A 24765-nucleotide genomic window follows, 5' to 3' on the forward strand; every position below is an offset into this window, starting at 1 on the left:
GTAATAAGCGATAAATATCGTAGAGTAAATGGGAGAGCTAGGGGTTGTTAAAAAAGTCAGATATTAACTTTTTGGGCAACTCCCTTAAGGATTTAGGGAAACACTTGATGTATTGATCAAAGTAATTAATAATATTTTATATAGCAGTTAATCAAAGGAGTTGAACTACATGGCTAATTATTTTTTTGAACCGGAAACATACCCTTTTATGTATAAAGGTACAACAATTGGCTTTATTACGATTGATATGGATTCCTTTGGTAAATATGAATATTCATTAGATTTAATTTCTTATACATCTAAGAATAAAATACCCTGGGCGTTTTTAGATATAAATGAAAATTTTATATCAAAATTTAAAAATTCTCATCATCATAAGTCCATCATACAAAACTGGATAGAAGAAAGAGTATTTCCACCAGATAGACAAGCATCTGATGAATTACTAAAAAAAGTAAATTTATCGGAGTATGACCAACTTGCCATTATAAAGCATACTAGAGCAAGCAGTCGTTATGACAGTTTTTGGATTAAATTTTATCCTAATGATACGTTTAAAAACACCATTCTTAAAAAGTGGGATGATAAAAAATGATTTATCTAGATGATCTAAGGGAATTGGATAACGCTGAATCAAGCATCGGGGTAATAAGAAAGTGGTATGACGAAAAAAATAACTATTATATTAAAGCATCCTCACTTGATAAATCAAATCATACATATCATGTCGAAGCGATAATGGAATGTATTGCCTATGAGGTTGGTTTATTATTAGGCATAGATGTAGTGCCGTACTGGTTAGATAAACTATATATATCGGAACATGAAATAATAGATGTTTGTGTAAGTGAAGACTATTTCTATAAACGTCCGATTAAGGAAAAGGTATCTGCGTTTTCATATTTGCTAAAACTACATCCAGGTAAGCTTTCTCGAGAGGAGCAATATAATCGAATTACTAGTATTTCCGAGAAGATTAAGTTAGATATTGATAAAATGCTTGTGTTCGATTATCTTATTGACAATTATGATAGACATTTAAGAAATATAGAAATTGCTTTACTCAAAGATGGTACTATAACAATAGCTCCCATTTTTGATAATGGTTCTTCATTGTTAGCTAATTGGGAATTTGAAGAGGATTTACTTGATTTAAAAGAAAATGAAGACTTATTTGAACAAAATATCCTCCATGCAGAGACTCCAGCAAAAGCTTTTGCAAATGAACATGCTATTGAAATTAGAATGGTGGGTAAAGAGGTATATAATCATATTAACTTAAATATTGAGAATAAAGAGTTTAAATCTATTATTGAAAAGTATTCAGACTACCTTTCTCCTCTAAGAAAAGAATTAATCTATAAATTGTTAATACATCGGTATGAAAATATACAAAAACGTGCAAAATCATCCGTTTAAAAGGCGGAAAAGAAGTACGAACTAAATAGCTAGGAAAATAGGAAAACCACCCGTAGTCAGAAGTTTCTTACAGGTGGTATTTTTCATATAGCTTATTCCAGAAGATGATGAAGCATTCTTTTCGGGTCATTTAAGAACTGTTTCATAATCTGAAAGTGATTGGTTTCTTCCAGCTTTTTCTCTTGTATTCCCTCTTCGCTTAACTCATATATGATAGAGTTTGGATAAGACATAACAATCGGTGAATGAGTAGCAATAATAAGTTGTGAGTCTTGATTCACTAGGTCATGGATTCGAGTAACCATCGACATTTGCCGTAAGGGGGAAAGAGCAGCTTCAGGCTCATCAAGTATATAAATGCCATTTCCTCCAAAACGGTTAACAAAGGTAGAGAAGAATGCCTCCCCATGTGATTGTTCATGAAGGGATTGTCCGCCAAACGAATTTATGATCTTAGGACCACCACCGCCCTGATCCAATTCCTCAATATTGGAAGCCACATTATAAAAACTTTCCGCCCGTAAGAAAAAGCCATCCCTTGGCTTATCAACGCCCCTTATAAGTTTGATATAGTTGGTTAATTCAGAATGAGAATCAAACGTAGAAAAGTTGAAGTTAAAAGAACCACCCTCTGGATTAAAACCTAAGGAAACCGCAATCGCCTCTAATAAAGTAGATTTTCCCATTCCATTTTCACCTATAAGGTAGGTAACTTTTGGATGAAATGTCAGTTGATTTAGAGTCCTTATACTAGGAAGATTAAATGGATATTCAGTAAATCCAGGTACATCTTCTCTCATTAATACCACACTTCTCACATAGGGAGAATTCATCACCATGTATCAACTACCTTATTTTTTGTTTAATTTTATCATAGGTATGGAATGAAGCGGGACAATAAAAATCATGGGGACGGTTCTTTAGGTTTATAAGCTAGGAGAACTGTCCCCATGATTTTGGGCTGAATAAGATTTTAATCTAAATTCATTCTATATATTGTCCCGGAACCATTGATTGAAGAATTGTAAAATCAGGATATAGAGAACATACAATCCTAAATAGGCTCCTGTAATTAAGAAAAAAGGATTTAGAAAAATACTATGAATATTGGTCATAAAAACGGTATCATCTTTAATTATGTTGTATATGGCGGTAGATGAGATATTTCCAAAAATTAGTGCAGATAGGATGGCTGCTAAATGAAAAAATTTCTGGGACTTCAGCCATTTTCTTTGAAGGACAACCATTAATAAAGGGATAAAAATACTACCCAAAATTAAAAGTATTTTCATCATAATCACCTCAAATACCATTCTTCTCTATATAAAAGAAGAATAAACAGAACTACATAAATGATTTCTGGTGAAACGGTGTGCCCCCATAGTATTTATTAGAAAACTGCTTTCAACTAAGTTTCACAATTGATAATGATGCAGCATTAATACTTATGTTCTGTAAAATAGGTAATAGGGTGTCTGTAGAATCTCCTATATTTCTAAGCTCCATGGTTGAATGTTTGGGAATATGGATAATTGCTTGTCCTACAAGCATGAGCGTAGCATTATTCACTTGCCTTGTGATCCCAAAGCTGGTTAGATGATCAGGAACCAACGCATGATTCAAGAATATACCATATATTGAAGTTGAAGCAGGACCATCGATTAGCAATGTATATTCAATCTTATAGTCTCCCGATTCTAAAACGGTTAATGTACCATTATGCCGGGAAAATCTTATATTTTTTAATGAGCCATGTTCGTTAAAGTGGATATTCTCATTGGGTTTTACTAGTATTGCCTCCGTACCTATCAGAGTAACATAACCATAAGCCGCTCTCGATTTCTTCCAATTTCGGTCCGACACTTTTTAATCACCACCTTTTCAAGCTACTAATATATGATATTGAAATATGTATGAAATGATTGTACAAATACACTTTGAAGTAATCGAATTTAAAGTACCAAATAAAATTGGATGATACTGAAGGTAATAATAGGAAAAAGATTGTTAAGTATCATTACATAGTAGTTTACAGAATATTTTAAATTATTTAAGTTTGAATAAGCTATTAAAAAAATAAAAAGGAGATTTTTATGAAAAACCAAAATTTAACCGATTTAAGAAATGTAACAAAGGAATCTATTTCCAATGCCATCGAATGGTTAAAGGAATATTTAACATTCCCGACTATTTCTGCACAAAATTCAGCCATTCCGGAAACGGTCCGCTTTGTTGTAAAAATGATTGAAGAGGCAAAAGGGGAAGCTGAGGTTCTTGATGATTTAGGCGGCAACCCCGTCATTTATGGTTTTTTTCCAGCAGGAAGGAATGGGGATTCGACGAAAACATTACTCTTCTATAACCACTATGATGTGCAGCCACCCGAACCACTTGATGAATGGATCTCTGAACCCTTTCAGCCCACGATTAGAGAGGGGAACTTATTCGCTAGAGGGGTTGCCGATAATAAAGGAGACTTGATTGCTAGATTAACAGCGATAAAGGTATTACAAAAGACACAGGGAGGATTGCCGTGTAACATTAAGTTTTTAATTGAAGGGGAAGAGGAAATAGGTTCGCCAAATCTTTCACCTTACCTTGAAAAATATCGTGATCGCTTTAAGGCCGACGCCTGTATTTGGGAATTTGGAGGGAAAGACGAACAAGACAGAATCAGCATGGTTGCTGGAATAAAGGGAATGGCCTATTTAGAGCTCACTTGTGTTGGTGCAGAGATTGATATGCATTCTTCTGTGGGTGCATATGTGGATAATGCGGCATGGCGTTTAGTTCAGGCGCTTGCTTCTATGAAAAATCAGCAAAATGAAATTCTAGTAGAAGGTTTCTATGATGGCATGGTTGAGCCTTCCGAAGCAGTCAAACAGGCGGTCCGTGCCCTGCCGTTCAATGAAGAGGCTGTATCGGCCCTATACGGAATAAAAAGGCCGCTGATTACAGCAGCAAAAGGACAAGACCCAAGAGAAGCGATGGTCTTACATCCAACCATGACCATTTGTGGATTAATAAGTGGATATACGGGAGAAGGGGCAAAAACCGTTCTGCCAAAAGTGGCCAAGGCAAAAGTGGATTGTCGTTTGGTACCTGGTCAAGATCCAAATCATATACGCAGTTGTATTCAAAAGCATTTAGGAAAGCACGGATTTTATGATATCGAGGTCACCCTTGTAAATGGGCAAAAGGCCTACCGGTCAGACTTTAGTCACCCATTTATCTCTCATGTCATGGAAACGGCCACAGAAGTGTACCAAAAGGAAGGGATATTAGCTCCTAACTCTGCTGGCACGGGTCCGATGTTTGAATTCGGTAAACAGCTTCAGCTGCCGATCATTAGCACAGGTGTAGGCTGGGTTGGATCAAAGGCCCATGCACCAAATGAATCGATCAGACTACAAGATTTTGAGGATGGAATCGTCCATATGGCTTATATGCTTTTAGGCTTTCCAGCCGCGTTACACGCTTCACAGGAGAAACTAGAAGGGATAAAATAAACCTTTTATATGTGTTTTTTAACGAAAGCAATGTCCCTTCATTATGTGGACATTGCTTTTTTTACAAAATGTAAGAAATACTAACACAGAATTTTCCAGTTAGATAGAAACCGTTTACTTTATGAAAAGAACAGGAAAGAAAGCGCTTATATTATTATTTTAATATTCTAAATTATCAGAATAGTAGGTTGACTCTTGGAAGATTCTTCATTATACTCAGGGACATAAAGATTGCATGTTAATTTAAATAACATCACATGTAATCTAGCAAGATCAAAAAATGAAACGGAGGGATTTTTGTGATTAAGGATTGGCATTTTCAGTTGGAACAAATGTACGAGCAGATGGTGGTGTGGAGACGGCATATGCACCAATACCCGGAGCTTTCATTCCAGGAAGTGGAGACACCGAAGTTAATTGCAGAAATTTTGTCTGATTTTGGTATTGAAGTAAGAACAAAAGTGGGAGGAAGAGGGGTAGTCGGTATCATTAAGGGAGCGAGGCCAGGGAAAACCATTGCACTAAGAGCAGACTTTGATGCCCTTCCTATTCAGGATGAAAAGGAAGTCCCTTATAAGTCCAAAGTACCTGGTGTCATGCATGCCTGCGGTCATGATGGCCATACCGCAACGTTACTCGCGGTTGCAAAGGTATTAAGCGAGAATCGCGAACAGTTATCCGGAAATGTTGTGCTTCTTCACCAGCATGCGGAAGAATTAGCACCGGGGGGAGCCATCGCGATGATCGAGGATGGTTGTTTAGATGGAGTGGATGTGGTGTTTGGAACACATTTAGCATCAGGTTCTCCACTTGGCACGTATTTAGTGAAAAGCGGTTATACGATGGCTGCTGCAGATGCCTTTAAGATTAAGATTCAGGGAAGGGGCGGACATGGATCCTCACCACATGAAACGATTGATGCCATTGCCATCGGTGCACAAATCATCACCCAGCTCCAATACATCGTAAGCCGACGCGTAAATCCACAACATTCCGCCGTTGTATCAGTCGGTTCCTTCCATGCAGGAAATGCATCGAATGTGATCGCGGATTCCGCCGTATTAACCGGTACCATCAGATCGTTTGACAAAGACGTAAGAGTTCAAATCGAGGAAGAGTTTAGATCAATGGTCAGCGGGATATGCTCCGCCTTCCATGCTGAATACGAAATTGAATATAACAACGGATATCCGGCCCTGTTTAATCATGACCGAGAAACGCAAGTTTTTAAAGAGACAATCAAAAATACATTAGAGGAAGGCATGCTTGTAGACATGACCCCAATCATGGGAGCGGAGGATTTTGCTTACTATTTACAGGAGAAGCCAGGGATGTTCTTTCATACAGGTGCCAGGAATGAAGAAATAGGAGCCTCCTACCCGCATCATCATCCAAAGTTTAATTTTGATGAAAAAGCGATGATCTATGCTGGAAAAGCCCTATTAAGCATGGTTCATCAATATACGGTAGAGAACGTGGAACAGATTCTCGAGGAACCCGCTTATTAAAAACAAGTGAGAAGAAGGTCAAGAATTTACCTGATTTTAAGCAGGGCAAGGGGTGAGGAGATGTCCAACAAAATAATCGAAGTAGAAAATCTACAAACGGCTTTTATGGCTGAAAAAGGCGAATTGATTTCGGTGGACGAGGTGACTTTCCATCTGGAGCCGGGAGAAACAATTGGGATTGTCGGTGAATCTGGCTGTGGGAAAAGTGTTACATCCTTGTCAATTATGAGATTGCTAGGGAAAAATGGTTACATAAAAAATGGTTCAGTCAAGATGAATGGAAAAGAATTAAACAAATTAACAGAAGCCGAAATGAGACAAGTTCGCGGGAATCAGATCTCGATGATTTTTCAGGAACCCATGACATCCTTGAACCCTGTTTATACGATTGGTAACCAGATGATGGAAGGGATCAAACTTCACTTAAAAATGAGTACAAAGGATGCTTCAGCATATGCATTTGATATGCTGAAGCAAGTAAAAATCCCGCGGCCTGAAGAAGTGATGAATGAATACCCACACGCCTTATCGGGAGGAATGAGACAAAGGGTCATGATTGCAATGGCCCTGTCTTGTAAACCAAAGCTGCTCATTGCCGATGAGCCGACGACAGCCCTTGATGTGACCATTCAAGCACAAATTTTAGAATTAATGAAAGAACTGAGAGAAGAGTCCGATACCGCCATTATGTTAATTACCCATGATTTGGGCGTGATTGCTGAGATGGCAGATAAAGTCCTTGTGATGTATGCGGGGCAGGTGGTGGAAGAAGCAGATGTGTTTACTTTATTTGATGAACCGAGACATCCCTATACAAAAGGATTAATCGAGTCGATTCCTCACCTTGAATATGAAGAGCATAAACGGCTTTATTCCATTCCAGGGATGGTACCAACCTTACAGCAAATGCCAAAGGGGTGCAGGTTCCACACAAGGTGCCCATATGCTACAGAAAAATGTCTGCATGAAAAGCCTCCTCTTTCTTCTATTAATAAAGGAAAAATTCATAAAGTCAGATGCTGGTTGGTGGAAGAAGAAGAGCATCTGACCAAAACGAAATCGATTGAGGAGGTTCAGGTATGAGTATTTCAACGGTTGAGGCGAACCAGGAACATGTAAAAACAGTGCCTGAGGTACCCTTGTTAGAGGTTCATAATCTTAAAAAATATTATCCAATTAAAAAAGGGATTATTCCCCGGACGGTTGGACATGTAAAAGCCGTCGATGGTTTGAACTTCAGCCTCTATCCAGGAGAAACGCTTTCGCTTGTAGGAGAATCTGGTTGCGGCAAATCGACCACGGGTCGGGCCATTGTCAAGCTGGACCCTCCTACGGAAGGGAAAGTCATTTTAGAGGGCATGGATTTATCCGAGATCAGTGGATTGAACTTGAGAAAAACCCGTACGAAAATGCAAATGATCTTTCAAGATCCCTATTCATCCCTAAATCCAAGAAAGAGGATAGGAGATCTTCTTTCAGAACCACTGCTTGCTCATAAACTGACAGATAAAGAGGAGGTGGACCGAAAAGTAAATGAAATGCTTGAAATTGTCGGGTTAACAAAGCTGCACCGAAGCCGATATCCACATGAATTTTCCGGTGGGCAAAGGCAGCGGATTGGCATTGCCAGAGCGCTGATGTTGAATCCGAAACTGATCATTTGTGATGAACCTGTTTCTGCCTTGGACGTGTCCATACAGGCTCAAGTCTTGAACCTACTAAAGGATTTACAAAAAGAGTTTCAGTTGACCTATCTGTTTATCGCCCATGGATTAGGTGCGGTGAAATATATTAGTGATCGAATCGCCGTCATGTATTTAGGGAAAATTGTGGAACTTGGGAAAACAGAAGATATTTTTAAGAAGCCGAAACATCCGTATACACAAGGTTTATTAAGTACCTATCCCATTCCCAATCCACATTTGCGGAACAGGGAACGAATCTTAGTAGAAGGGGATGTTCCAAGTCCAGCCAACCCTCCTAAAGGGTGCAGTTTTCATACAAGATGTCCCATTGCTCAAGATATTTGCCGGGTGCAACCCCCGGAATTAACCGGTCTTCATCATCAAACAGCTTGTCACTTTCCATTATTGTAAACGAGGAAGGAGGGATCCTATGGTTCAGTATATTTTCCGAAGAATTCTGATCGCTATCCCTGTCTTGTTTGGTGTAACGATCTTTAACTTTTTAATTATAAATCTAGCACCTGGTAATCCAGTCGACATGTATGTAAGTCCAGATGTGTCAGTGGCAGATATTGAGATTAAGAAAGAAGCTCTAGGGTTAAATGATCCAATCTATATCCAATATTGGCATTGGCTGGGGAATTTGCTTAAAGGTGATTTTGGTTTTTCTTACTCCACCTATGAGCCCGTTACGAATATGATTATCGAACGATTGGGTCCAACTCTTATCCTGATGGGCTCTGCCTTAATCATTGCTTATCTGATTGCCATTCCAATCGGAATTTTAAGTGCAACAAAACAATATTCATGGATCGATTATTTCACGACTACTTTTTCTTTTCTTGGCGTTTCGATTCCACACTTCTTTATGGGTTTAGGTGCGATTTATGTCTTCGCCATTATGACTCAGATCCTACCAACTGGCGGCATGAATACACTTGGAGGAAATGGGGGGTTGACGGATACGTTATTGCATTTGATCATGCCCGCTATCGTCCTCGGGACCGGAATCGCAGGAAGTATGGTCCGCTATGTAAGGTCCAGTATGATCGAAGTACTGGGGCAGGATTATTTACGGACGGCAAGAGCGAAAGGCTTAGGGGAATTTATTGTTACCAATAAACATGCACTGAGAAATGCACTCATCCCGATTATAACGATCATTGGTCTGGATATCCCTCTTTTAATCGGGGGAGCCGTTGTCACAGAACAAATATTTCAATGGCCTGGACTTGGACAATTAACCATCCAATCTATCGGTTCTCGCGATTATTCGGTGTTAATGGCGATTAACCTTTTGGCTGCTTTCATGGTTCTATTCTCAAATCTGCTGACCGATATCCTTTATTCCGTTGCTGATCCAAGGATTAAGTACAATTAATTTTTGAAAGGAGGAGGTTAAGGTGTCACTAGTAACTAAAATGGCAGGAATTCCGGTGGCCAATGATCCGCATCTGGAAGTAAAACAAGAGCTGGGAAAAGAGGAAAGCTATTTAAAAGTAATCAGAAAAAAGTTTTTCAAACATAAACTAGCCGTTTTTGGACTAATTGTTTTCAGTTTCATCGTTCTAATGGCATTATTCGCTCCCCTTTTGGCACCTCAGAGTCCTTATGCTGTGAACGGGGAATTTGCCGATCAGCCTTCAGCTGAACATTTATTGGGGACAGACCAAGTGGGGCGGGATTTGTTAAGTAGACTGATTTATGCATCAAGGGTGTCCTTGGCTGTGGGTATTGGAGCGGTAGCAATTTATGTCGTGATCGGCACGATCCTCGGCGCTGTGGCTGGATACTTTGGAAAATGGGTGGATATGGTCATTATGCGTCTTACGGATGTGTTTATGTCCTTTCCTTATCTTATGGTCATCCTTGTCCTTGTCAGTATCATGGGACCAAGTCTTCTTAATATTATTCTTGTTATCGGATTATTAGGCTGGCCGTCGGTTGCCAGAATTGTTCGAGGCAGCGTCCTGACCATTAAAGAGATGGATTATGTGAAAGCGGGGGTGGCATTAGGACTACCTTCCTGGAAGATTCTCTTTCAACATATTTTGCCTAACTGTTTAGCGCCGATTCTAGTGAATGCCACCTTTGGAATCGCTTCTTCGATTATATTAGAAGCCTCCTTAAGTTTCCTTGGAATGGGAGTACAGCCGCCAACAGCCAGCTGGGGGAATATGCTGAATGAAGCCCAGTCGCTAACCGTATTAGCCACGCAGCCTTGGTTATGGTTACCTCCTGGTTTAATGATTTTGTTAGCTGTTCTATCCATTAATTTTATGGGGGACGGATTACGCGATGCCATGGATCCAAAAAATTTAAAATAATAAATAAAAAATATAGATCAATTAGGGGGACATTATGGATTATCTAAAGAGAACAGTCAGTTTATCCGCTATCGTCTTAACATTGGCTTTAACAGCATGCTCAGGCAAAAGCTCAACTACTTCTTCCACAGCTTCTAGTGGTACAGCCAACAAAACCATGTATCTCGGAATGGTGAATCCGCCGATCAACTTTAGCACGATTAGCTCCCCAGACATTGCCTCTAGTTTTATAGAAAAGTTTATGTTTGATTCCTTTTTAGAAATGACAGGGCCGCAACAGTTTGTCCCAAAACTGGCGGATTCCATTGAAACGACAGATAATCAAACTTTTACGATCAAGTTGAATCAGAATGCGAAGTGGTCTGATGGAAAACCGGTTACAGCTGAGGATGCCGCGTTTACCTTTAACTTGATTGCCAACCCGAAAGTGGAAACCACAGTCGGCAACTATTTCTCCGTTTTTGAAGGGCTTGATGATACAGGTAAGTTGAAAGAAGGACAAACTGAAATTCCATCGGTCAAGATGATCGATGAACATACCGTTGAATTCAAAACGAAATCACCTGTTGATCCGAATATGATAAAGGAACAATTGGGCTCAAAATTGATGATTCTGCCAAAACATGTCTTAGAGAAGGTGGCGCCTGCTGATTTAGCAAAAGACCCTTTCTTTATGAAACCAACGGTGACAAATGGACCTTACAAGTTTGTTCAATATAAAAAGGACCAATATGTCGAATTTAAAAGCAATCCAAACTATTATTTAGGAAAACCAAAGACGAATAATCTGTTTGTTAAAATTATGCCGGCCCCCAACCTAGTGGCCCAGCTTCAAACAGGAGAGCTTCATATGAATGTTGCTGCAGGAATTGGAAAGATTCCAGCTCAGGATTATGAAACGGTTGAAAAGTTTAACAATGTAAAAACGAAGGTGGAACCAACGATTGGTTTTCAAACGATGATGTTTAATACCACAAAAATAACAGATGCTAAAGTTCGTCAAGCACTCGTTTACGCCATCGACCGTGAAAAGTTTGTAGATAAACTCTTAAAAGGAAAAGGAGAAATAGTTGATGGGCCGTATACTTCGGTCAGCCCTTACCTTAATAAGGATTTAGAAAAATTCACCTACAATCCAGAAAAAGCAAAACAATTATTGAAGGAAGCCGGCTGGGACTTTAACCGTTCCCTTCAATTAGTCGTCCCAATCGGTAATAAAGTCCGTGAACAGTCTGCTGATATTATAACCCAAAACCTAACGGACGTGGGAGTAAAGGTGAAAGTCACAACTTACGATTTTCCGACCATTATGCAAAAAGGAAAAGCCGGTGAATTTGATTTGTTATTAATGGGCTTTACTTTCAATCTGGATCCAGAAATATCCACTCTTTATAGTAAGGCTGGTTCCTATAACTTTATGAGATATGATAATCCAAAGTCAGATGAACTGCTGTTAAAAGGCCAATCAGAAGCGAGTCCAGAAAAGAGAAAAGAAATATATAATGAGCTCCAAGCCATTTGGGAGAAAGATGTACCGATCATTTCACTTTACTCAGACTATGATTTTGCGGCCATTTCTAAACAAGTAAAATTTGGAGGGCCAAAGATATTCGGATTCCATAATAAGCTGCAGGATTGGTCCCTTGTTGGAGCAGAATAAGTCATCGGGTTTTAGGGTGTCCTTTCAAATAGGGACGCCCTTTTCTATGATGATTTATTAAAATTTAAACCCATTGTTTTATCAAGCCAGTCAAAGAATTTTTAGGGTATATTAGATGGGAGGAGTCCTTATGTTGAAAGATTCAAAGTCAGAAAAAATAACCTCATTGATTCATGATAAGGATGAAGGGAGAATGTAATCCTATGGAAGCAAATTTCATGGAAAGTTTAAATTTGACGATTGATGGAAACCGTCTATGGAACCAAATAATGGCCTTTGGAAAAATAGGCGAAGGAGACAATGGCGGCGTTACTCGAACATCATTTGATCAAAAGGATATCGAAGCACGAAAATTTTTTCTGAAACTACTGGAACAAGCGGATTTATCCCCTTATATGGATGCAGCTGGGAATATCTTTGGGCAAATAATCGGCAAAAATCCCGAATTACCTGCCATTCTTATAGGTTCTCACCTTGATACAGTAAGTTCTGGCGGGCGTTTCGATGGCGCCATGGGTGTTCTAATGGGGGTGGAGGTGCTTTGTACATTGAAAGAAAAGGGAATTCAACCGGAACGAACGATAAAGGTTGTATCCTTAACCGATGAGGAAGGGGCTCGTTTTGATTATGGTTTTGTAGGTAGTACCGCTTTAGTTGGGACAGAAGGTACGGAAAAATTAAGGGAAAATTTAGCCTCAGCAACAGATAAAGATGGAATCTCCTATCTGGAGGTCATGAAACAAGCCAGTCGAGAAGGGGAATATTTTAATCAGATTAATCCTGACCTTTTAGAACAAGCTCAGTTAAGTAAAAATGACGTAAAAGCATATATTGAAGTACATATTGAGCAGGGAAAAGTGTTAGAAAATAAAGATTTAGCTGTTGGCATCGTTACGGGGATCTCAGGTGGAGAATGGGCGGAAGTAACCATCTTGGGTGAAGCGGGGCATGCAGGAACGACCTGGATGGAAGAGAGAAAAGATGCTTTAACAGCTGTAGCAGAATGTATAGTAGCCATTGAGAAAATAGCACAGGACAATAGCGGAAGTGTGGCGACAGTAGGAAAATTGGAAGTAAAACCTGGAAGCAGTAATGTCATTCCCGGGAGAGTGGATTTTACATTGGATGTTCGGGATATATCGAATGAACGGCGTAAAAGTACGGTGACTAAAATCTATCATTCCATTCGGACAATCGCTGAAACTCGCGGTTTAGGGTGTGAAATTAGGCCGGTTCAATCCCTATCTTCAGTGATGAGTTCATCAATCGTGATGAAAGCAGTCAAAGATTCCCTGCAAGAAATACAGTATCCTGTTTATGAATTACCAAGCGGGGCTGCTCATGATGCAATGGTGATGGGAGAACTCACAGATATTGGAATGATTTTTGTCAGGAGCAAGAGTGGCATAAGTCATCATCCCGATGAGTGGAGTTCTTTTGAAGATGTGGCCCTTGGGTGCGAGGTATTATTCAGGACTACGTTAAAACTACTATAATTATTATGGGGTGATTTTATGAGTAAAGCTAAAGGAAAAGGTGGAACCGGGAGAGGAACAGACAAGAAGGGGTGGAATCGTTGGCAATCTAGTGCAAACAAAAAAAAGAGTGCAAAACCTTATAAAAGTAAAGGTACAAAAAATACAGATGTTTAAAAAGAACCCACATAGTTAATTCATTTATGCTACCTAGAGAATCTGAATAAATAAATGATTTAATTATGTGGTTGATCGGGGGAAATACTATGGAAGATTGAGAAAATGATTGCAGATGGTGGATGTTCCTTAAAGATGAATGACTTGAATGAAAGCGGAATACATGAATAAAGTTACAAAAATAAAAGATGATGGAGGTTTCAAAATATGGTACATAATGAGGAAATGGAAAAATTACTTCGTGAGTACGGTTATCCTGAGCAATCCATTCCACGACTAATAAAGGAAATAAAACCGATGAGCGTTGATAAGGTAAAAAAACTGATTCTGCCATATAACGATATTACATCAGATAAATCATAGACGTGATTAGTACTTAAAGTGACCCACCAGGTCTGGTGGGTTCAATTCCCAACCTTGATTTATAAAGTCCTCAAAAAAAGAAAGGATTTTACTGTTTTTACATAGAATATAATACTTAATACAAAAAACTGGAGGGAGGAGAACACATATAGAAGCTTGTTTATATCTTTAAAATTGCAAGCGTTTACATTTAACTCCTAGTATACGCATAATCTTTAATGATCAAATACTCCATGCCGTTTATCAAAGAATGAAAGAATTCCGGAATGGGAACGGAGACCCCTTTTCTTGTCTACTAACAAAAATGGGAAGGTGAAAAGATATGTTAGATTTTCTGATTGGCTTTATAAGAGGGATTGCTGCGTTAAGTCCAATCTGGTTTGTTCTGTTTATCATTTTCTCCAATGTGGGAGAAAAGAATCCAATAGTCATTCAGAAAGATCAAACAGAAATAGATAAAACATATCTTCAATAAAGCTTATGTAGACGTTTGCTGCATCAGAAAATATCATCATCAATATATGCTTTCAATTAAGATGGGATTTCTAAGGAAATCGCATCTTTTTTCTTTGTCTAAAGGAATAATAATAAAGTTTAGGAATGGGGATAATAGAATAGCAATGGATTTAGTACTATTATGTCAAGTTTTCCTGATATTTTATCCTTACTTTTTAAAAAAGGAGCAAAAAGATGAGTAAAAAAATATTGACCGCAGTGATGGGGACATTACTGACAATAAGTGTTGCAGGTTGTGGAGATACACTAAACAATAATCAACTCAATACTCAATCGGATTACAAAATGACTCATGCTAAGCGATCGCTATCCACGCCTTTCGTTGATATGTTCTATGGGTTTAGAATGATGGAGAAATTTATAGCAAATGAGGACTATGATGCAGCCAAAACCCTTTCTCGTAACCTTGATGATGAATTTCACGATGCCATTCTGCCTTCATTAATCGCGAAAAAGGGTAAAACATTTGCAGGTGGTATCGATGCAAAATATGATGAGCTAACAGAAGCCATTTCCCAAAGGAATAAAGCCAAAAGTCGCAAGCTGATCGTGGAAAATCGTAAAAATCTCCAAAAAATTGCACCCATGTTGGGTGTTTCAGTCATATCAACTAAATAATAAGTTTTAACAAATACAAATACATACATCCCTAACATAATGGAGGAAACAATATGAAATGGTATATAAAATTAACGATCTTGGAAGTTATGGCAGGAGTTCTTTTCATGTTATATGAACTTTTTACGGGTCATCCGTGGACAATGGATGGATCTCCTTGGACCATGAATGAAAACTTCCATTTGAACCTTGCTCTTGGTTGTTTTGGCGGTGCCGGATATACCCTTATTTTCGGGGCCGTTCTAGGAGCTATCCAACAAAGAAATCATTCGTTCAAAGAATGATGTCTACCTATACTGCCATAAGGCTGCTGGTCTAATCTTCTTCAGGCAATAAATTGTTAGTAGAAAGGGGCACAAAATGGAGGGTATTTATTATACAGTTGGCTATTTTGGGTTGTTTGCATTAGCGTTGGGGTTATCCTCATATATGTTTTATAAATTGATGACTGAATAAAAAAGGCATAAAAAGGGCTTTGTCAGATTTTTTGACAAAGCCCTTAAACTATCCATTTATTCTTTCATTGCTTTTTTAAAAATAATCGTGGATATAATAAAAGTCACAGCAAATAAACTAAGAATAATGATAAGTCCGTAATTCAATTTGTCCCCTCCTTAAATGAACTAAAATTTTCCTTCATGAAACCCCCATAACCATCGTTGAAAACACCCCTAATATATAGAACAAAGAGCAAATAAACGTCCGTTTTGCCCAAAAAAATAGATGATCCTCTTCTTTCCACATTCTAAAAGTGCAATACAGGAGAGCGCTGTTAAAAAGGATGGCACCTGCTAGGTAAATGGTATTAAAGTTCCCATGTAGGTAAAGAACGATGGAACAAATAAATAAAAGGACCATATAAATAAGACTTTGAATTTTGGTTCCACGAGGACCTATAACGACCGGCATCATCGGAATGCCTGCCTTTGTATATTCCTCATTCTTGTATAAGGCAAGCGCCCAGGAGTGTGGCGGTGTCCAAAGAAAAATCACCATAAACATTAACCATGCTGTCAAATCTAAACTATTCGTGACGGATGACCATCCAATTAAAATTGGAAACGCACCAGCCCCTCCGCCAATGACAATGTTTTGAGGTGTACGGCGTTTTAACCACATCGTATAAATGACAGCATAATAGAAATACCCCGCAGCATTTAAACAAGCGGTAAGGGGATTGACAAAGAAAAAAGCGATAACCACTGATAATACACCTAATACAAGTCCAAACCTCAAGACAGATGCTGGTTGAATTAAACCTAAAGGAAGGGGACGATTGGCTGTCCGCTCCATGATGTGGTCAACATCCCTGTCATACCACATGTTAATCGCCGCTGAACCCCCAGCCGACAATGACGCACTTAAAAGCATGGCCAATGTGACATCCATAGATGGCATTCCTCTTTGTGCAACAATGGCAGCGCACAGGGAAGTAAAACTGAGCATAAATAAGATTTTTGGTTTGGTTACTTCTATATATACGGAAATCGTATGTGTCAAACGACTTAATAAAGATGGCGAATCCTGATTTATTTTCGGGACAACTGCCAAAATCCCTCACTCCTTTGTGTTTACCTTCCATGATCCATCGTGGGTATATACCCGTTGGATGATCTAGTCTCTATTGAACCACATAATTAAAATCCATAATCCAAATGGCACCAAAGACGATTGTGACTGCGAAAACCAAACCTAAAATTAATGCCATCGCATTGTATCTTGGTCCGTCTCCTTCACGAATATGCATAAAGAAGAATAGCTGAATGGCAAATTGCAACACAGCTGCAATCAGGATACTAACCGTCAGCGATGTTTTTGCCATCATATGATTCAATACTAGAAGGAGTGGAATAATGGTCAGAATAATCGATAAAATGAAACCAATGATGTATGCCTTCATGCTTCCAGTATGTTCAGTGTGTTCATGATTGGTCATTTACATCACCCCCATTAAGTAGACAACGGTAAAGATAAAGATCCAGACGGCATCCAAAAAGTGCCAGTACAAACTAATAATCGAGATTTTATTTTTCGTCACGGGTGTTATGCCCCTTTGGGCAAGCTGGATGATCAAACCGATCATCCACATGATACCGAATGAAACGTGCGCCCCGTGCAGTCCGACAAGACTGAAGAACGAGGTAAGAAACGCACTTCTGGAAATGGTCGCACCCTCCTCGACCATGTTTGCAAACTCATTGATTTCAAGCCCGACGAACAAGGCACCTAAAAGGACCGTTACAATTAACCAGCGAATAAGGGAATTTTTCTCTCCTTTGTGCATGGCCAATACGGCTAATCCACTCGTAAAGGAACTTATTAAAAGAATAAAGGTTTCAAGGATAAACCCAGTTACATCGAAATCATGAGCTGTAAATCCGCCATCTGTATGATCGCGTAACACAGCAAAAGCACCAAAAAATGTAGAAAATAATAGACAGTCGGTTACAAGGAAAATCCAAAACCCTAAAACCTTTAATTCCCCCTGGTCATGGCCATGTTCGTGACCATGCCCAGAGGCTTGCGCAGAAACACTTTGTGACACCACTTACTACCTCCCTAACGTTTCTTCCATGGATGTTTTTTGAATGAGAGTGGAACGATTCCTTAAAGCATTTTCCGTACGTTCAATTTCATCCACTGGAATGAAATAATCTGTATTATATTGGAATGAACGTGCGTAGAGTGTTATTGCAACGCCGATTAATCCTAAAAAGCCCATCCAATGCCATTCGAATGTAAATCCAAATCCAGCAACAAAGAAGAAGCATGACATGATAAAAGGCATACCGGAATTTTTCGGCATATGAATCGGTTCATATTTAGGTGTTTCCTGTTCATATCCTTCTTCTTGTTGCATTTCTTGTTTTTTGTACCACCAGGCGTCACGGCCTTTTACTTCCGGGATGATGGCAAAATTGTATAGAGGCGCTGGAGAAGGAATCGACCATTCTAATGTTCGCCCGTCCCACGGATCACCTGTGAAATCACGTTTCCCATATTTAATGCTATAAAGGATTTGCCAAACTTGGAAGGCGAATGCAACTCCCATTAAGAACGCCCCAACAGACGAAATCAAGTTGAGCGGAGCCCAACCCATATCCCAGCCCTCCGTTTGGTTATAAATATAAATCCGCCGTGTCATTCCCATAAATCCAAGTGCATATTGAGGCATAAAGCAAACATAGAAACCGATTTGCCATAACCAAAAGCCCCATTTTCCGAGTGTATAATTTAATTCAAACCCAAAAATTTTAGGGAACCAATAATACATACCAGCCAGATAAGCGAACACGACACCACCGATTAAAACTTGATGGAAGTGGGCAATCAGAAAGTAGCTATTATGGTATTGATAATCTGCTGGTGCAGCTGCAAGCATGACACCCGTTGCACCGCCAATGACAAAGGTTGGAACAAACGCTAAAAACCAAAGCATGGGCTGCGAAATCTCGATCCGTCCGCGATACATGGTAAACAGCCAGTTGAACACTTTCACACCAGTTGGAATCCCGATAATCATGGTACAAATGGCAAAGGTAATATTTACGTCAACACCGGCGCCCATGGTAAAGAAGTGATGAACCCATGTATAGTAGGAAACAACGGCAATCGCAATCATGGAATAGACCATCGAACCGTATCCAAAGGTTCGTTTTTTAGAAAAGGTTGCCACTACTTCAGAGAATACTCCAAACGCAGGTAAAACAACGATGTACACTTCAGGGTGACCCCACATCCAAATCAAGTTGACATACATCATGGGGTTACCGCCTTTAGTCATCGTGAAGAAGTGTCCGTCAAGCATACGGTCGATTGTTAACATTCCTAATGTACCAGTAAGAATCGGGAATGCCCCTAAAATGGCAATGGATGCCGCTAATACAGACCATGTAAATAAAGGCATATCCCTTAAGCGCATGGAAGGTGTCCGCATTTTTAAAATGGTAACGGCAAAGTTAATACCGGATGCCAAACTGCCAATTCCGGAAATTTGAATGCCCCAAATCCAAAAATTCTGTCCCGGCCCCGGGCTAAAGGTTGTCTCCGATAGAGGGGGATAAGATAACCACCCTGAACTGGCAGATCCGCCAATTACGAAAGAAATATTAAAGAGCATGGCTCCAATAAAGAACACCCAAAAACTAATGGCATTTAGTAATGGGTAAGCAACATCACGAGCTCCTATTTGTAATGGAACAACGATATTAAACAAGGCAAACATAAAAGGCATGGCCATAAATAATATCATGATCGTTCCATGAGTGGTAAAAATTTCATTATAGTGGTCAGAAGCTAAAAATTGACTATTGGGAACCGCTAGCTGTATCCGCATTAAAATCGCATCTACCCCGCCACGAAAGAGCATCAGCAAGGCAGCCAATAGATACATAATCCCGATTTTTTTATGGTCAACCGTTGTAATCCATTCTCTCCATAGCCAGCCCCATTTTTTTAGCATGGTGAGTGAGACGAGAATACCGATCGTTACTAAAACAATGGAAACGTCCGCACCATAGATCATTGGATCGCCTGTAACAAAAAAATGCGAAGTATTCATGGAATGGTTTCCTCCTGTTTAATGATGAGTAGAAGTGGTTTGCATATGTCTGTCATCACCCATATGGTGTGGATGGTCATAATAGGTTCCACCATTTTTATTGACGATGTCTTCAAATAAATTCTTAGGATAGGAAGAAAAGCTTAATTCTTTCACCGTATTGGGTCTAACCAAATCCTCATATCCGTCGCTTGTCAGAGCAGGTGAGTTTTTCTTAAGACGAGCGGCCCATTTATTGAAATTAGCTTGACTAACCGCTTTTACTCTAAATTTCATATGGGCAAAACCTGTTCCGGTAAAGCTAGCCCCGGAACCGTAATAATTTCCTGTTTTATTTGCCTGAAGCCACAAACCCATTGCCATGCCAGGCATGGTATATTCCTGACCTCCTAACTGCGGTACCCAGAATGAATTCATGGGCGCATCTGAGGTTAAGACAAATTGAATGGGAACCCCAGCGGGAATTTCCGCATAGTTAACAGTGGCAATCTTTTGGCCTGGATACGTAAACAGCCATTTCCAATCCAAGGAAGTTACTTGAACAACAACAGGTGTAACATCTTTTACAGGAGGCTTTGATACATTGATTGCTGTTTTTGCCGTGTAAAACCCTAGAATCCCTATAATCACGATAGGAATTCCCCACCAAACCACTTCGAGCACTTTGCTATCATCCCATTCAGGCTCATATGGTGCATTGTTTCCAGGCTTATTGCGATAACGAACCACGATATAAACAAATATGGCCAAAACAGGAATGATAACAACCGCACAAAGAATGGTAGAGATAATAATGAGACGCAGCTCTTCCTGACCGACCGGTCCTTTTGGATCAAGGACAATATATTTACTACGGTCACAACTAGATAAAATCATAACGCCCAATAAACCCAAAATCGCAGTTTTACCATATCGAATCCATTTTCTCACTTCAAAATTCCCCTTCGTTTTATTTATGAGGTTCTTGAACATAAATTTTTGTGATGAACAGTTAATAGAGTGCCCAACTTCTTTGCTATAATTCCAAAACATGGAATGATAACAAAATTTATGTAAAAAACGCACGAAGTTATTCATTGGATGATAAAAAAGGAGCCAGGACGTTCTTGGCTCCTTAAAATTTATTTATTATACAAGGAAAATCAATAGTTAGAGAAACAATTCAACAAAACATATAATGTATCCTCAATTTGTAATAGGTTTAATCCCATGGTTAATTGCAGTCAAAATCAAACTCAATCTTTATTGCCGTTACTTCACCATTTGCGTTGACTGTTATATGAACTATAAAATCCGTAAAGAAATCTGGTACGCCTTGTTTCTGAGCAATGACTTTTAATCTAGAAATGGTAGTGGTGGTTGAAGGAAAAGGAGCTTTCACATTTTGGGTATTTTTAGAAATCCCGTTGACTACATATCTTGAACCAGTTACATCACCGGTTCCTGTTGCATGAAAGTTATCATGTGAGACAAGATGAAAACCCCCATTGCCATCGGGAGTCATATTTAACACGACATGAGACACTCCTTCGGCCTGAATAAATTCACCATTACATAGATTTAGAAAAACAGTAGTAAATGGTATTTTTTCATTTAAAATCTGACTCAATATTTAGTCCTCCATTAAATAAAATAGAAAATGAATGAATCATTTTCTATACCATTTTATGAAGAACTTATCACAACCGCACCGGCGCTTGTCCAACGGTATGAATGTATTCTCTATCAAAATCACAAGAGCATTAACCGATGTAGGAGATTAAGAAGGATAAGCATTTAAGTTTAATATCAAATATTAAAAAGTGACACGATTCCGTGTCACTTTTGCTTATTGACTCTGTTTCTGTAACTGAGGCATCCGAATCGTCAACAGCATAATCAAGATTCCGATGATGACACAGATGATGGCCATTACATGAAAATGGCTTGTCGTAAATTGTTTCCCGAATAGAATACCCAGTAAACTAGAAGAAAAAATCGTCCCAATGTAACGTGACGTCATAAAAAGCCCCGAAGCAGTGCCGGTTTCGGCAGGAGGAACAAACGTGTAAAGTGCCGTCTGCAAACCAAGATTGTTGAAGCCGTTACTTAATCCAAGGACCGATAAAGAAAAGAAAATCCATGCCGCCGACGAGGAACCTTGGATGGTAAGAAGAAGCAAGGAACCTGTAATCATGCAGGATGTCCCTGCGATTAAAGCAGGCTTTGAACCACGTTTGTCAATCCATCGGCCGGCCAACGGTGACACGATAATGCCAAAACCGGCAACGGAAAGCATAATAAGACCTGTCGTCTTGGAATCGAATTGGCGAACATTTTGCAGATAGAGCGGTACCCCAAAGAATATCGAGTAGAAAATCACATTGACCAGGATAAACTGTACATAGACATAACTCATATTCAGGTTTTTTTTAAGCGCTAGTACATTGATAAATGGCTGCGATTGTTTGCTTTCGTATTTATAAAAAGCGAAGATAAAAACCAGGCTTACCAAAAGTTCTACCCAGTTAACACCGCTTTCCCATGACAGCAAAAACAATAGCAAGCTTAAAATAGACATAGTAAAAAGAAGGATTCCTATATAATCAATGGTGACTTTCCGGCTTCTATCTCTTCTATCCTTTGGTAGAATAAATAGTCCGAGAAAAAAGGCTGCCAAAACAAATGGAAAGTTAACCAAAAAGATCGCTTTCCAATCCCAGTAATGGGTGAGAAAACCGCCGATGGAAGGGCCAAGTGCGGCGGATACAGATGAAAATATCGAAAGGACACCCAGTGCCTGTGCTTGATTTTCCGAGATTGATTTGCGGATCATTCCCATCCCTGCCGGGAAGAGCGCTGAACTTCCGAATGCCTGGATGATCCTGATGGCAATCAACCAGCCAAAACTTGGCGAAAAGGGAGCTGCAAATGATGCTGCTGCAATCATAATCAGACCGATTAAATACACTTTCTTAAGTCCAAACGCATCGCCTAGCTTTCCCATTATCGGCTGACCGATACCACTGGCAAGATAATAAGTGGAGATAAGCCAGGATGCTTCCGTAAACGAAAGAGAAAATTGATTTTGGATGCGGGAAAGCGCAACGGCAATCATGGAAGAATTCAAGGGATTCAGCAAAATTCCTAAAGCAACGGAAGTAATAAAAAGAAGCCGTGTTTTGTTTGGGTTAGACATAAGTTTTTCCTCCGGTGAATTTGTGTAAATGATATATATAATTTTTTGTAATATTAATAATAAAACATATTGGTAGAAAAGGGTACTTAGAGCAACTGGGCTTTGGTGGGCTGAGGTTTGTGGGGCAAGGAAGGAAAGTACCATGGATAGGAGGAATTGTTCAAAATTAATAGAATAACTATTGTACAGGGAATGGATAAAAGGCGTAAATGGATGGAAGCATGATTGTTCCATAATAGGTATCGTGCATTAAAAAGGGATCATAGGAGATTAAAAAAATGTTTAAAGAATGGAAAAAGATATTACTGCTTGCCGTACCTTCAATTGCTTCATTTGCTTCATCGACACTTACAGGAACAATCAATCTCATCTTAGTCGGTCAATTAAGTGCCCTTGCGATTGCGATTGTGGGTGTTTCGAACATTATTATGTATAATGCCTGGGCATTATTTTCGGGAATAGGGCATACGACCAATTATTTAGTCGCTCAAAATTACGGATCAAACAACATGAAAAAAGGGGTGGAGCGTACCTATATAGCCTTTTATCTTTGTCTCGCGGCTGCAACATTGGTTTTATTAGTTGGTTTACTATTTCCTGAATCCATTTTTAAGATGTTGGGAAGTTCACCTGAAATGATTAGAGCAGGTAAAAGTTATTTACAATTTCGTTTTTTTGCGATGGTTTTTTCGATCTTCACCTTTGTTATTCATGGATTTCTCCGCGGAATTGGAGATACCAAAACCCCAATGATCAGTACCATAGCAGGCGGAGCCTTTATGATTTTTCTTACTTATGGATTAACCTATGGAAATATGGATCTTCCTGAATTAGGTTTAATAGGTGCAGGGATCGCCTTTTTTATTGGTGAATTGGTCACATTTCTTATTTGTGCTTATTTTTATTTCATAAAATTACATCCAAAATATGAAACACGCAAAAGAATTGCTTTCAACCCAGCAGAATCAAAATTAATTTTTGGAGAAAGTGCCAAATTAGGCATCCAGGAATTTTCGATGGCCATGGCCATGTTTGTCTTTACGGCATTTGTTACGAGATTAGGGACGAATGCGTTAGCAGCCAATGAAGTGGCCTTAAGTGTGATGAGTCTTGGATTCATGCCCGCTTTTGCATTTGGATCAACAGCCACTATTCTTGTGGGTCAAGAGGTGGGGAGAGGTAATCCTTTATTAGGAAGAAAAGCAGGGACGAACACAACCATTTTAGGCTGTATTTTTCTATTAATTTTGGGTGTCATTGAATTTTTCCTGGCAGAACCGATTGCAAAGATCTATACCCACGATGTCCATGTATATAAAATAGCTGCAGAATTAATCATGATATCTGCATTTTTGCAGTTGTTTGATGGACTATTAAATTTTTATGCCGGTGGTCTAAGAGGGATTGGCGACACATCGTTTTTATTAAAAATATCTTTGATATTAGGGTGGTTATTTTTTGTTCCACTGAGTTATGTATTAACGTTTATCCTGGATTGGGGCAGTATTGGCGCATGGATCGCCTTATACTCGTATCTCACGGTGTTTGGAATTAGTGTAATGGTTCGCTTTTATCGAACAAGTTGGGATTCCATCAAGTTAAAATCGGTTGAAAAGGAATATCAGGACAATATAATCTAAAAAAAGAGTACAAAAGGAAGCATATATGGACATGTGCTTTCCTTTTTTTTGGACAAATCTACTTATGATTCTTGTTTTTGGCAAGTAACGGAGTAAGTTATAGGGATCCGAGAATAAGAGAATCAATGG

26 protein-coding genes are annotated in these 24765 nt (G+C 39.1%); 16 read left to right on the forward strand and 10 right to left on the reverse strand.

Annotated features, from left to right (window positions below):
• Positions 1 to 169 precede the first annotated feature (169 nt).
• Together CVD27_RS20050 and CVD27_RS20055 are read left to right on the forward strand one after the other, a co-directional pair.
• Positions 170 to 595, forward strand: coding sequence for a hypothetical protein (locus CVD27_RS20050; RefSeq protein WP_101649800.1), 426 nt, complete (start codon positions 170 to 172; stop codon positions 593 to 595).
• Positions 592 to 1419, forward strand: coding sequence for a hypothetical protein (locus tag CVD27_RS20055; RefSeq protein WP_101649802.1), 828 nt, complete (start codon positions 592 to 594; stop codon positions 1417 to 1419). Before CVD27_RS20050 ends, CVD27_RS20055 begins: the two co-directional genes overlap by 4 nt.
• Positions 1420 to 1511: 92 nt before the next feature.
• On the opposite strand, the gene CVD27_RS20060 is transcribed toward CVD27_RS20055, so the two are convergent.
• From CVD27_RS20060 to CVD27_RS20070, 3 genes are all read right to left on the reverse strand, one after another.
• Positions 1512 to 2219, reverse strand: a complete 708-nt coding sequence (locus CVD27_RS20060) for an AAA family ATPase (RefSeq protein ID WP_257984440.1) — start codon at positions 2217 to 2219, stop codon at positions 1512 to 1514.
• A gap of 189 nt (positions 2220 to 2408) precedes the next feature.
• Entirely contained in the window at positions 2409 to 2714 is a 306-nt protein-coding gene (locus tag CVD27_RS20065; RefSeq protein WP_308301809.1) for a transposase, read from the reverse strand.
• 109 nt (positions 2715 to 2823) lie between these two features.
• Positions 2824 to 3282, reverse strand: coding sequence for a hypothetical protein (locus CVD27_RS20070; RefSeq protein ID WP_101649810.1), 459 nt, complete (start codon positions 3280 to 3282; stop codon positions 2824 to 2826).
• A gap of 230 nt (positions 3283 to 3512) precedes the next feature.
• Between CVD27_RS20070 and CVD27_RS20075 the strand changes: the two genes are divergently transcribed.
• The 13 genes from CVD27_RS20075 (at position 3513) to CVD27_RS20125 (ending at position 15541) form a co-directional block, all read left to right on the forward strand.
• Positions 3513 to 4928, forward strand: a complete 1416-nt coding sequence (locus CVD27_RS20075) for a M20/M25/M40 family metallo-hydrolase (RefSeq protein WP_101649812.1) — start codon at positions 3513 to 3515, stop codon at positions 4926 to 4928.
• A gap of 299 nt (positions 4929 to 5227) precedes the next feature.
• Positions 5228 to 6436 (forward strand): M20 family metallopeptidase, encoded by a 1209-nt coding sequence (locus tag CVD27_RS20080; protein ID WP_101649814.1) that lies wholly within the window; start codon positions 5228 to 5230, stop codon positions 6434 to 6436.
• Between the two features lie 60 nt (positions 6437 to 6496).
• Positions 6497 to 7519 carry an ABC transporter ATP-binding protein gene (locus CVD27_RS20085; RefSeq protein ID WP_101649816.1) on the forward strand — a complete coding sequence of 341 codons (1023 nt, stop codon included), beginning with the start codon at positions 6497 to 6499 and terminating at the stop codon, positions 7517 to 7519.
• The gene (locus tag CVD27_RS20090) at positions 7516 to 8532 is read left to right on the forward strand and encodes an ABC transporter ATP-binding protein (RefSeq protein ID WP_101649819.1); all 1017 of its coding nucleotides are present in this window, start codon (positions 7516 to 7518) and stop codon (positions 8530 to 8532) included. Before CVD27_RS20085 ends, CVD27_RS20090 begins: the two co-directional genes overlap by 4 nt.
• Positions 8533 to 8551: 19 nt before the next feature.
• Entirely contained in the window at positions 8552 to 9502 is a 951-nt protein-coding gene (locus CVD27_RS20095) for an ABC transporter permease (RefSeq protein WP_101649821.1), read from the forward strand.
• A gap of 40 nt (positions 9503 to 9542) precedes the next feature.
• Entirely contained in the window at positions 9543 to 10448 is a 906-nt protein-coding gene (gene opp4C / locus CVD27_RS20100; RefSeq protein WP_101649868.1) for an oligopeptide ABC transporter permease, read from the forward strand.
• A gap of 34 nt (positions 10449 to 10482) precedes the next feature.
• Positions 10483 to 12108: an ABC transporter substrate-binding protein gene (locus CVD27_RS20105; RefSeq protein WP_101649823.1), complete on the forward strand. Its 1626-nt coding sequence runs from the start codon at positions 10483 to 10485 to the stop codon at positions 12106 to 12108.
• Positions 12109 to 12311: 203 nt separating this feature from the next.
• Positions 12312 to 13604 carry a Zn-dependent hydrolase gene (locus CVD27_RS20110; RefSeq protein WP_180960372.1) on the forward strand — a complete coding sequence of 431 codons (1293 nt, stop codon included), beginning with the start codon at positions 12312 to 12314 and terminating at the stop codon, positions 13602 to 13604.
• An 18-nt stretch (positions 13605 to 13622) separates the two neighbouring features.
• Positions 13623 to 13760, forward strand: a complete 138-nt coding sequence (locus CVD27_RS20115; RefSeq protein WP_101649827.1) for a DUF3934 domain-containing protein — start codon at positions 13623 to 13625, stop codon at positions 13758 to 13760.
• Positions 13761 to 13967: 207 nt separating this feature from the next.
• Positions 13968 to 14123, forward strand: coding sequence for a hypothetical protein (locus CVD27_RS28300; protein ID WP_180960373.1), 156 nt, complete (start codon positions 13968 to 13970; stop codon positions 14121 to 14123).
• 322 nt (positions 14124 to 14445) lie between these two features.
• Positions 14446 to 14598 carry a hypothetical protein gene (locus CVD27_RS28305; protein ID WP_180960374.1) on the forward strand — a complete coding sequence of 51 codons (153 nt, stop codon included), beginning with the start codon at positions 14446 to 14448 and terminating at the stop codon, positions 14596 to 14598.
• Between the two features lie 215 nt (positions 14599 to 14813).
• A complete protein-coding gene (locus CVD27_RS20120; RefSeq protein ID WP_101649829.1) occupies positions 14814 to 15257 on the forward strand; it encodes a hypothetical protein in 444 nt (147 codons plus the stop codon).
• A 53-nt stretch (positions 15258 to 15310) separates the two neighbouring features.
• A complete protein-coding gene (locus tag CVD27_RS20125; protein WP_101649831.1) occupies positions 15311 to 15541 on the forward strand; it encodes a hypothetical protein in 231 nt (76 codons plus the stop codon).
• A 352-nt stretch (positions 15542 to 15893) separates the two neighbouring features.
• Here CVD27_RS20125 and CVD27_RS20130 read toward each other — a convergent pair whose 3' ends face one another.
• The 7 genes from CVD27_RS20130 to CVD27_RS20160 form a co-directional block, all read right to left on the reverse strand.
• Entirely contained in the window at positions 15894 to 16808 is a 915-nt protein-coding gene (locus tag CVD27_RS20130) for a heme o synthase (protein WP_257984441.1), read from the reverse strand.
• 70 nt (positions 16809 to 16878) lie between these two features.
• Positions 16879 to 17193, reverse strand: coding sequence for a cytochrome o ubiquinol oxidase subunit IV (locus tag CVD27_RS20135; protein ID WP_101649833.1), 315 nt, complete (start codon positions 17191 to 17193; stop codon positions 16879 to 16881).
• Positions 17194 to 17802: a cytochrome (ubi)quinol oxidase subunit III gene (locus CVD27_RS20140; protein WP_101649835.1), complete on the reverse strand. Its 609-nt coding sequence runs from the start codon at positions 17800 to 17802 to the stop codon at positions 17194 to 17196.
• Positions 17803 to 17808: 6 nt separating this feature from the next.
• A complete protein-coding gene (locus tag CVD27_RS20145; RefSeq protein WP_101649837.1) occupies positions 17809 to 19818 on the reverse strand; it encodes a cbb3-type cytochrome c oxidase subunit I in 2010 nt (669 codons plus the stop codon).
• An 18-nt stretch (positions 19819 to 19836) separates the two neighbouring features.
• Positions 19837 to 20748, reverse strand: a complete 912-nt coding sequence (locus CVD27_RS20150; RefSeq protein WP_257984442.1) for a ubiquinol oxidase subunit II — start codon at positions 20746 to 20748, stop codon at positions 19837 to 19839.
• A 283-nt stretch (positions 20749 to 21031) separates the two neighbouring features.
• The gene (locus CVD27_RS20155) at positions 21032 to 21427 is read right to left on the reverse strand and encodes a hypothetical protein (protein ID WP_101649839.1); all 396 of its coding nucleotides are present in this window, start codon (positions 21425 to 21427) and stop codon (positions 21032 to 21034) included.
• 219 nt (positions 21428 to 21646) lie between these two features.
• Complete coding sequence (locus tag CVD27_RS20160; protein WP_101649841.1) at positions 21647 to 22996, reverse strand: MFS transporter; 1350 nt, start codon at positions 22994 to 22996, stop codon at positions 21647 to 21649.
• Between the two features lie 278 nt (positions 22997 to 23274).
• On the opposite strand from CVD27_RS20160, the gene CVD27_RS20165 reads away from it, so the two are divergent.
• Positions 23275 to 24636 (forward strand): MATE family efflux transporter, encoded by a 1362-nt coding sequence (locus tag CVD27_RS20165; RefSeq protein WP_101649843.1) that lies wholly within the window; start codon positions 23275 to 23277, stop codon positions 24634 to 24636.
• The last annotated feature ends 129 nt before the right edge of the window (positions 24637 to 24765 follow it).

This window comes from Neobacillus cucumis, assembly GCF_002860255.1.
Taxonomy (GTDB): Bacteria; Bacillota; Bacilli; order Bacillales; family Cytobacillaceae; genus Neobacillus; species Neobacillus cucumis_A.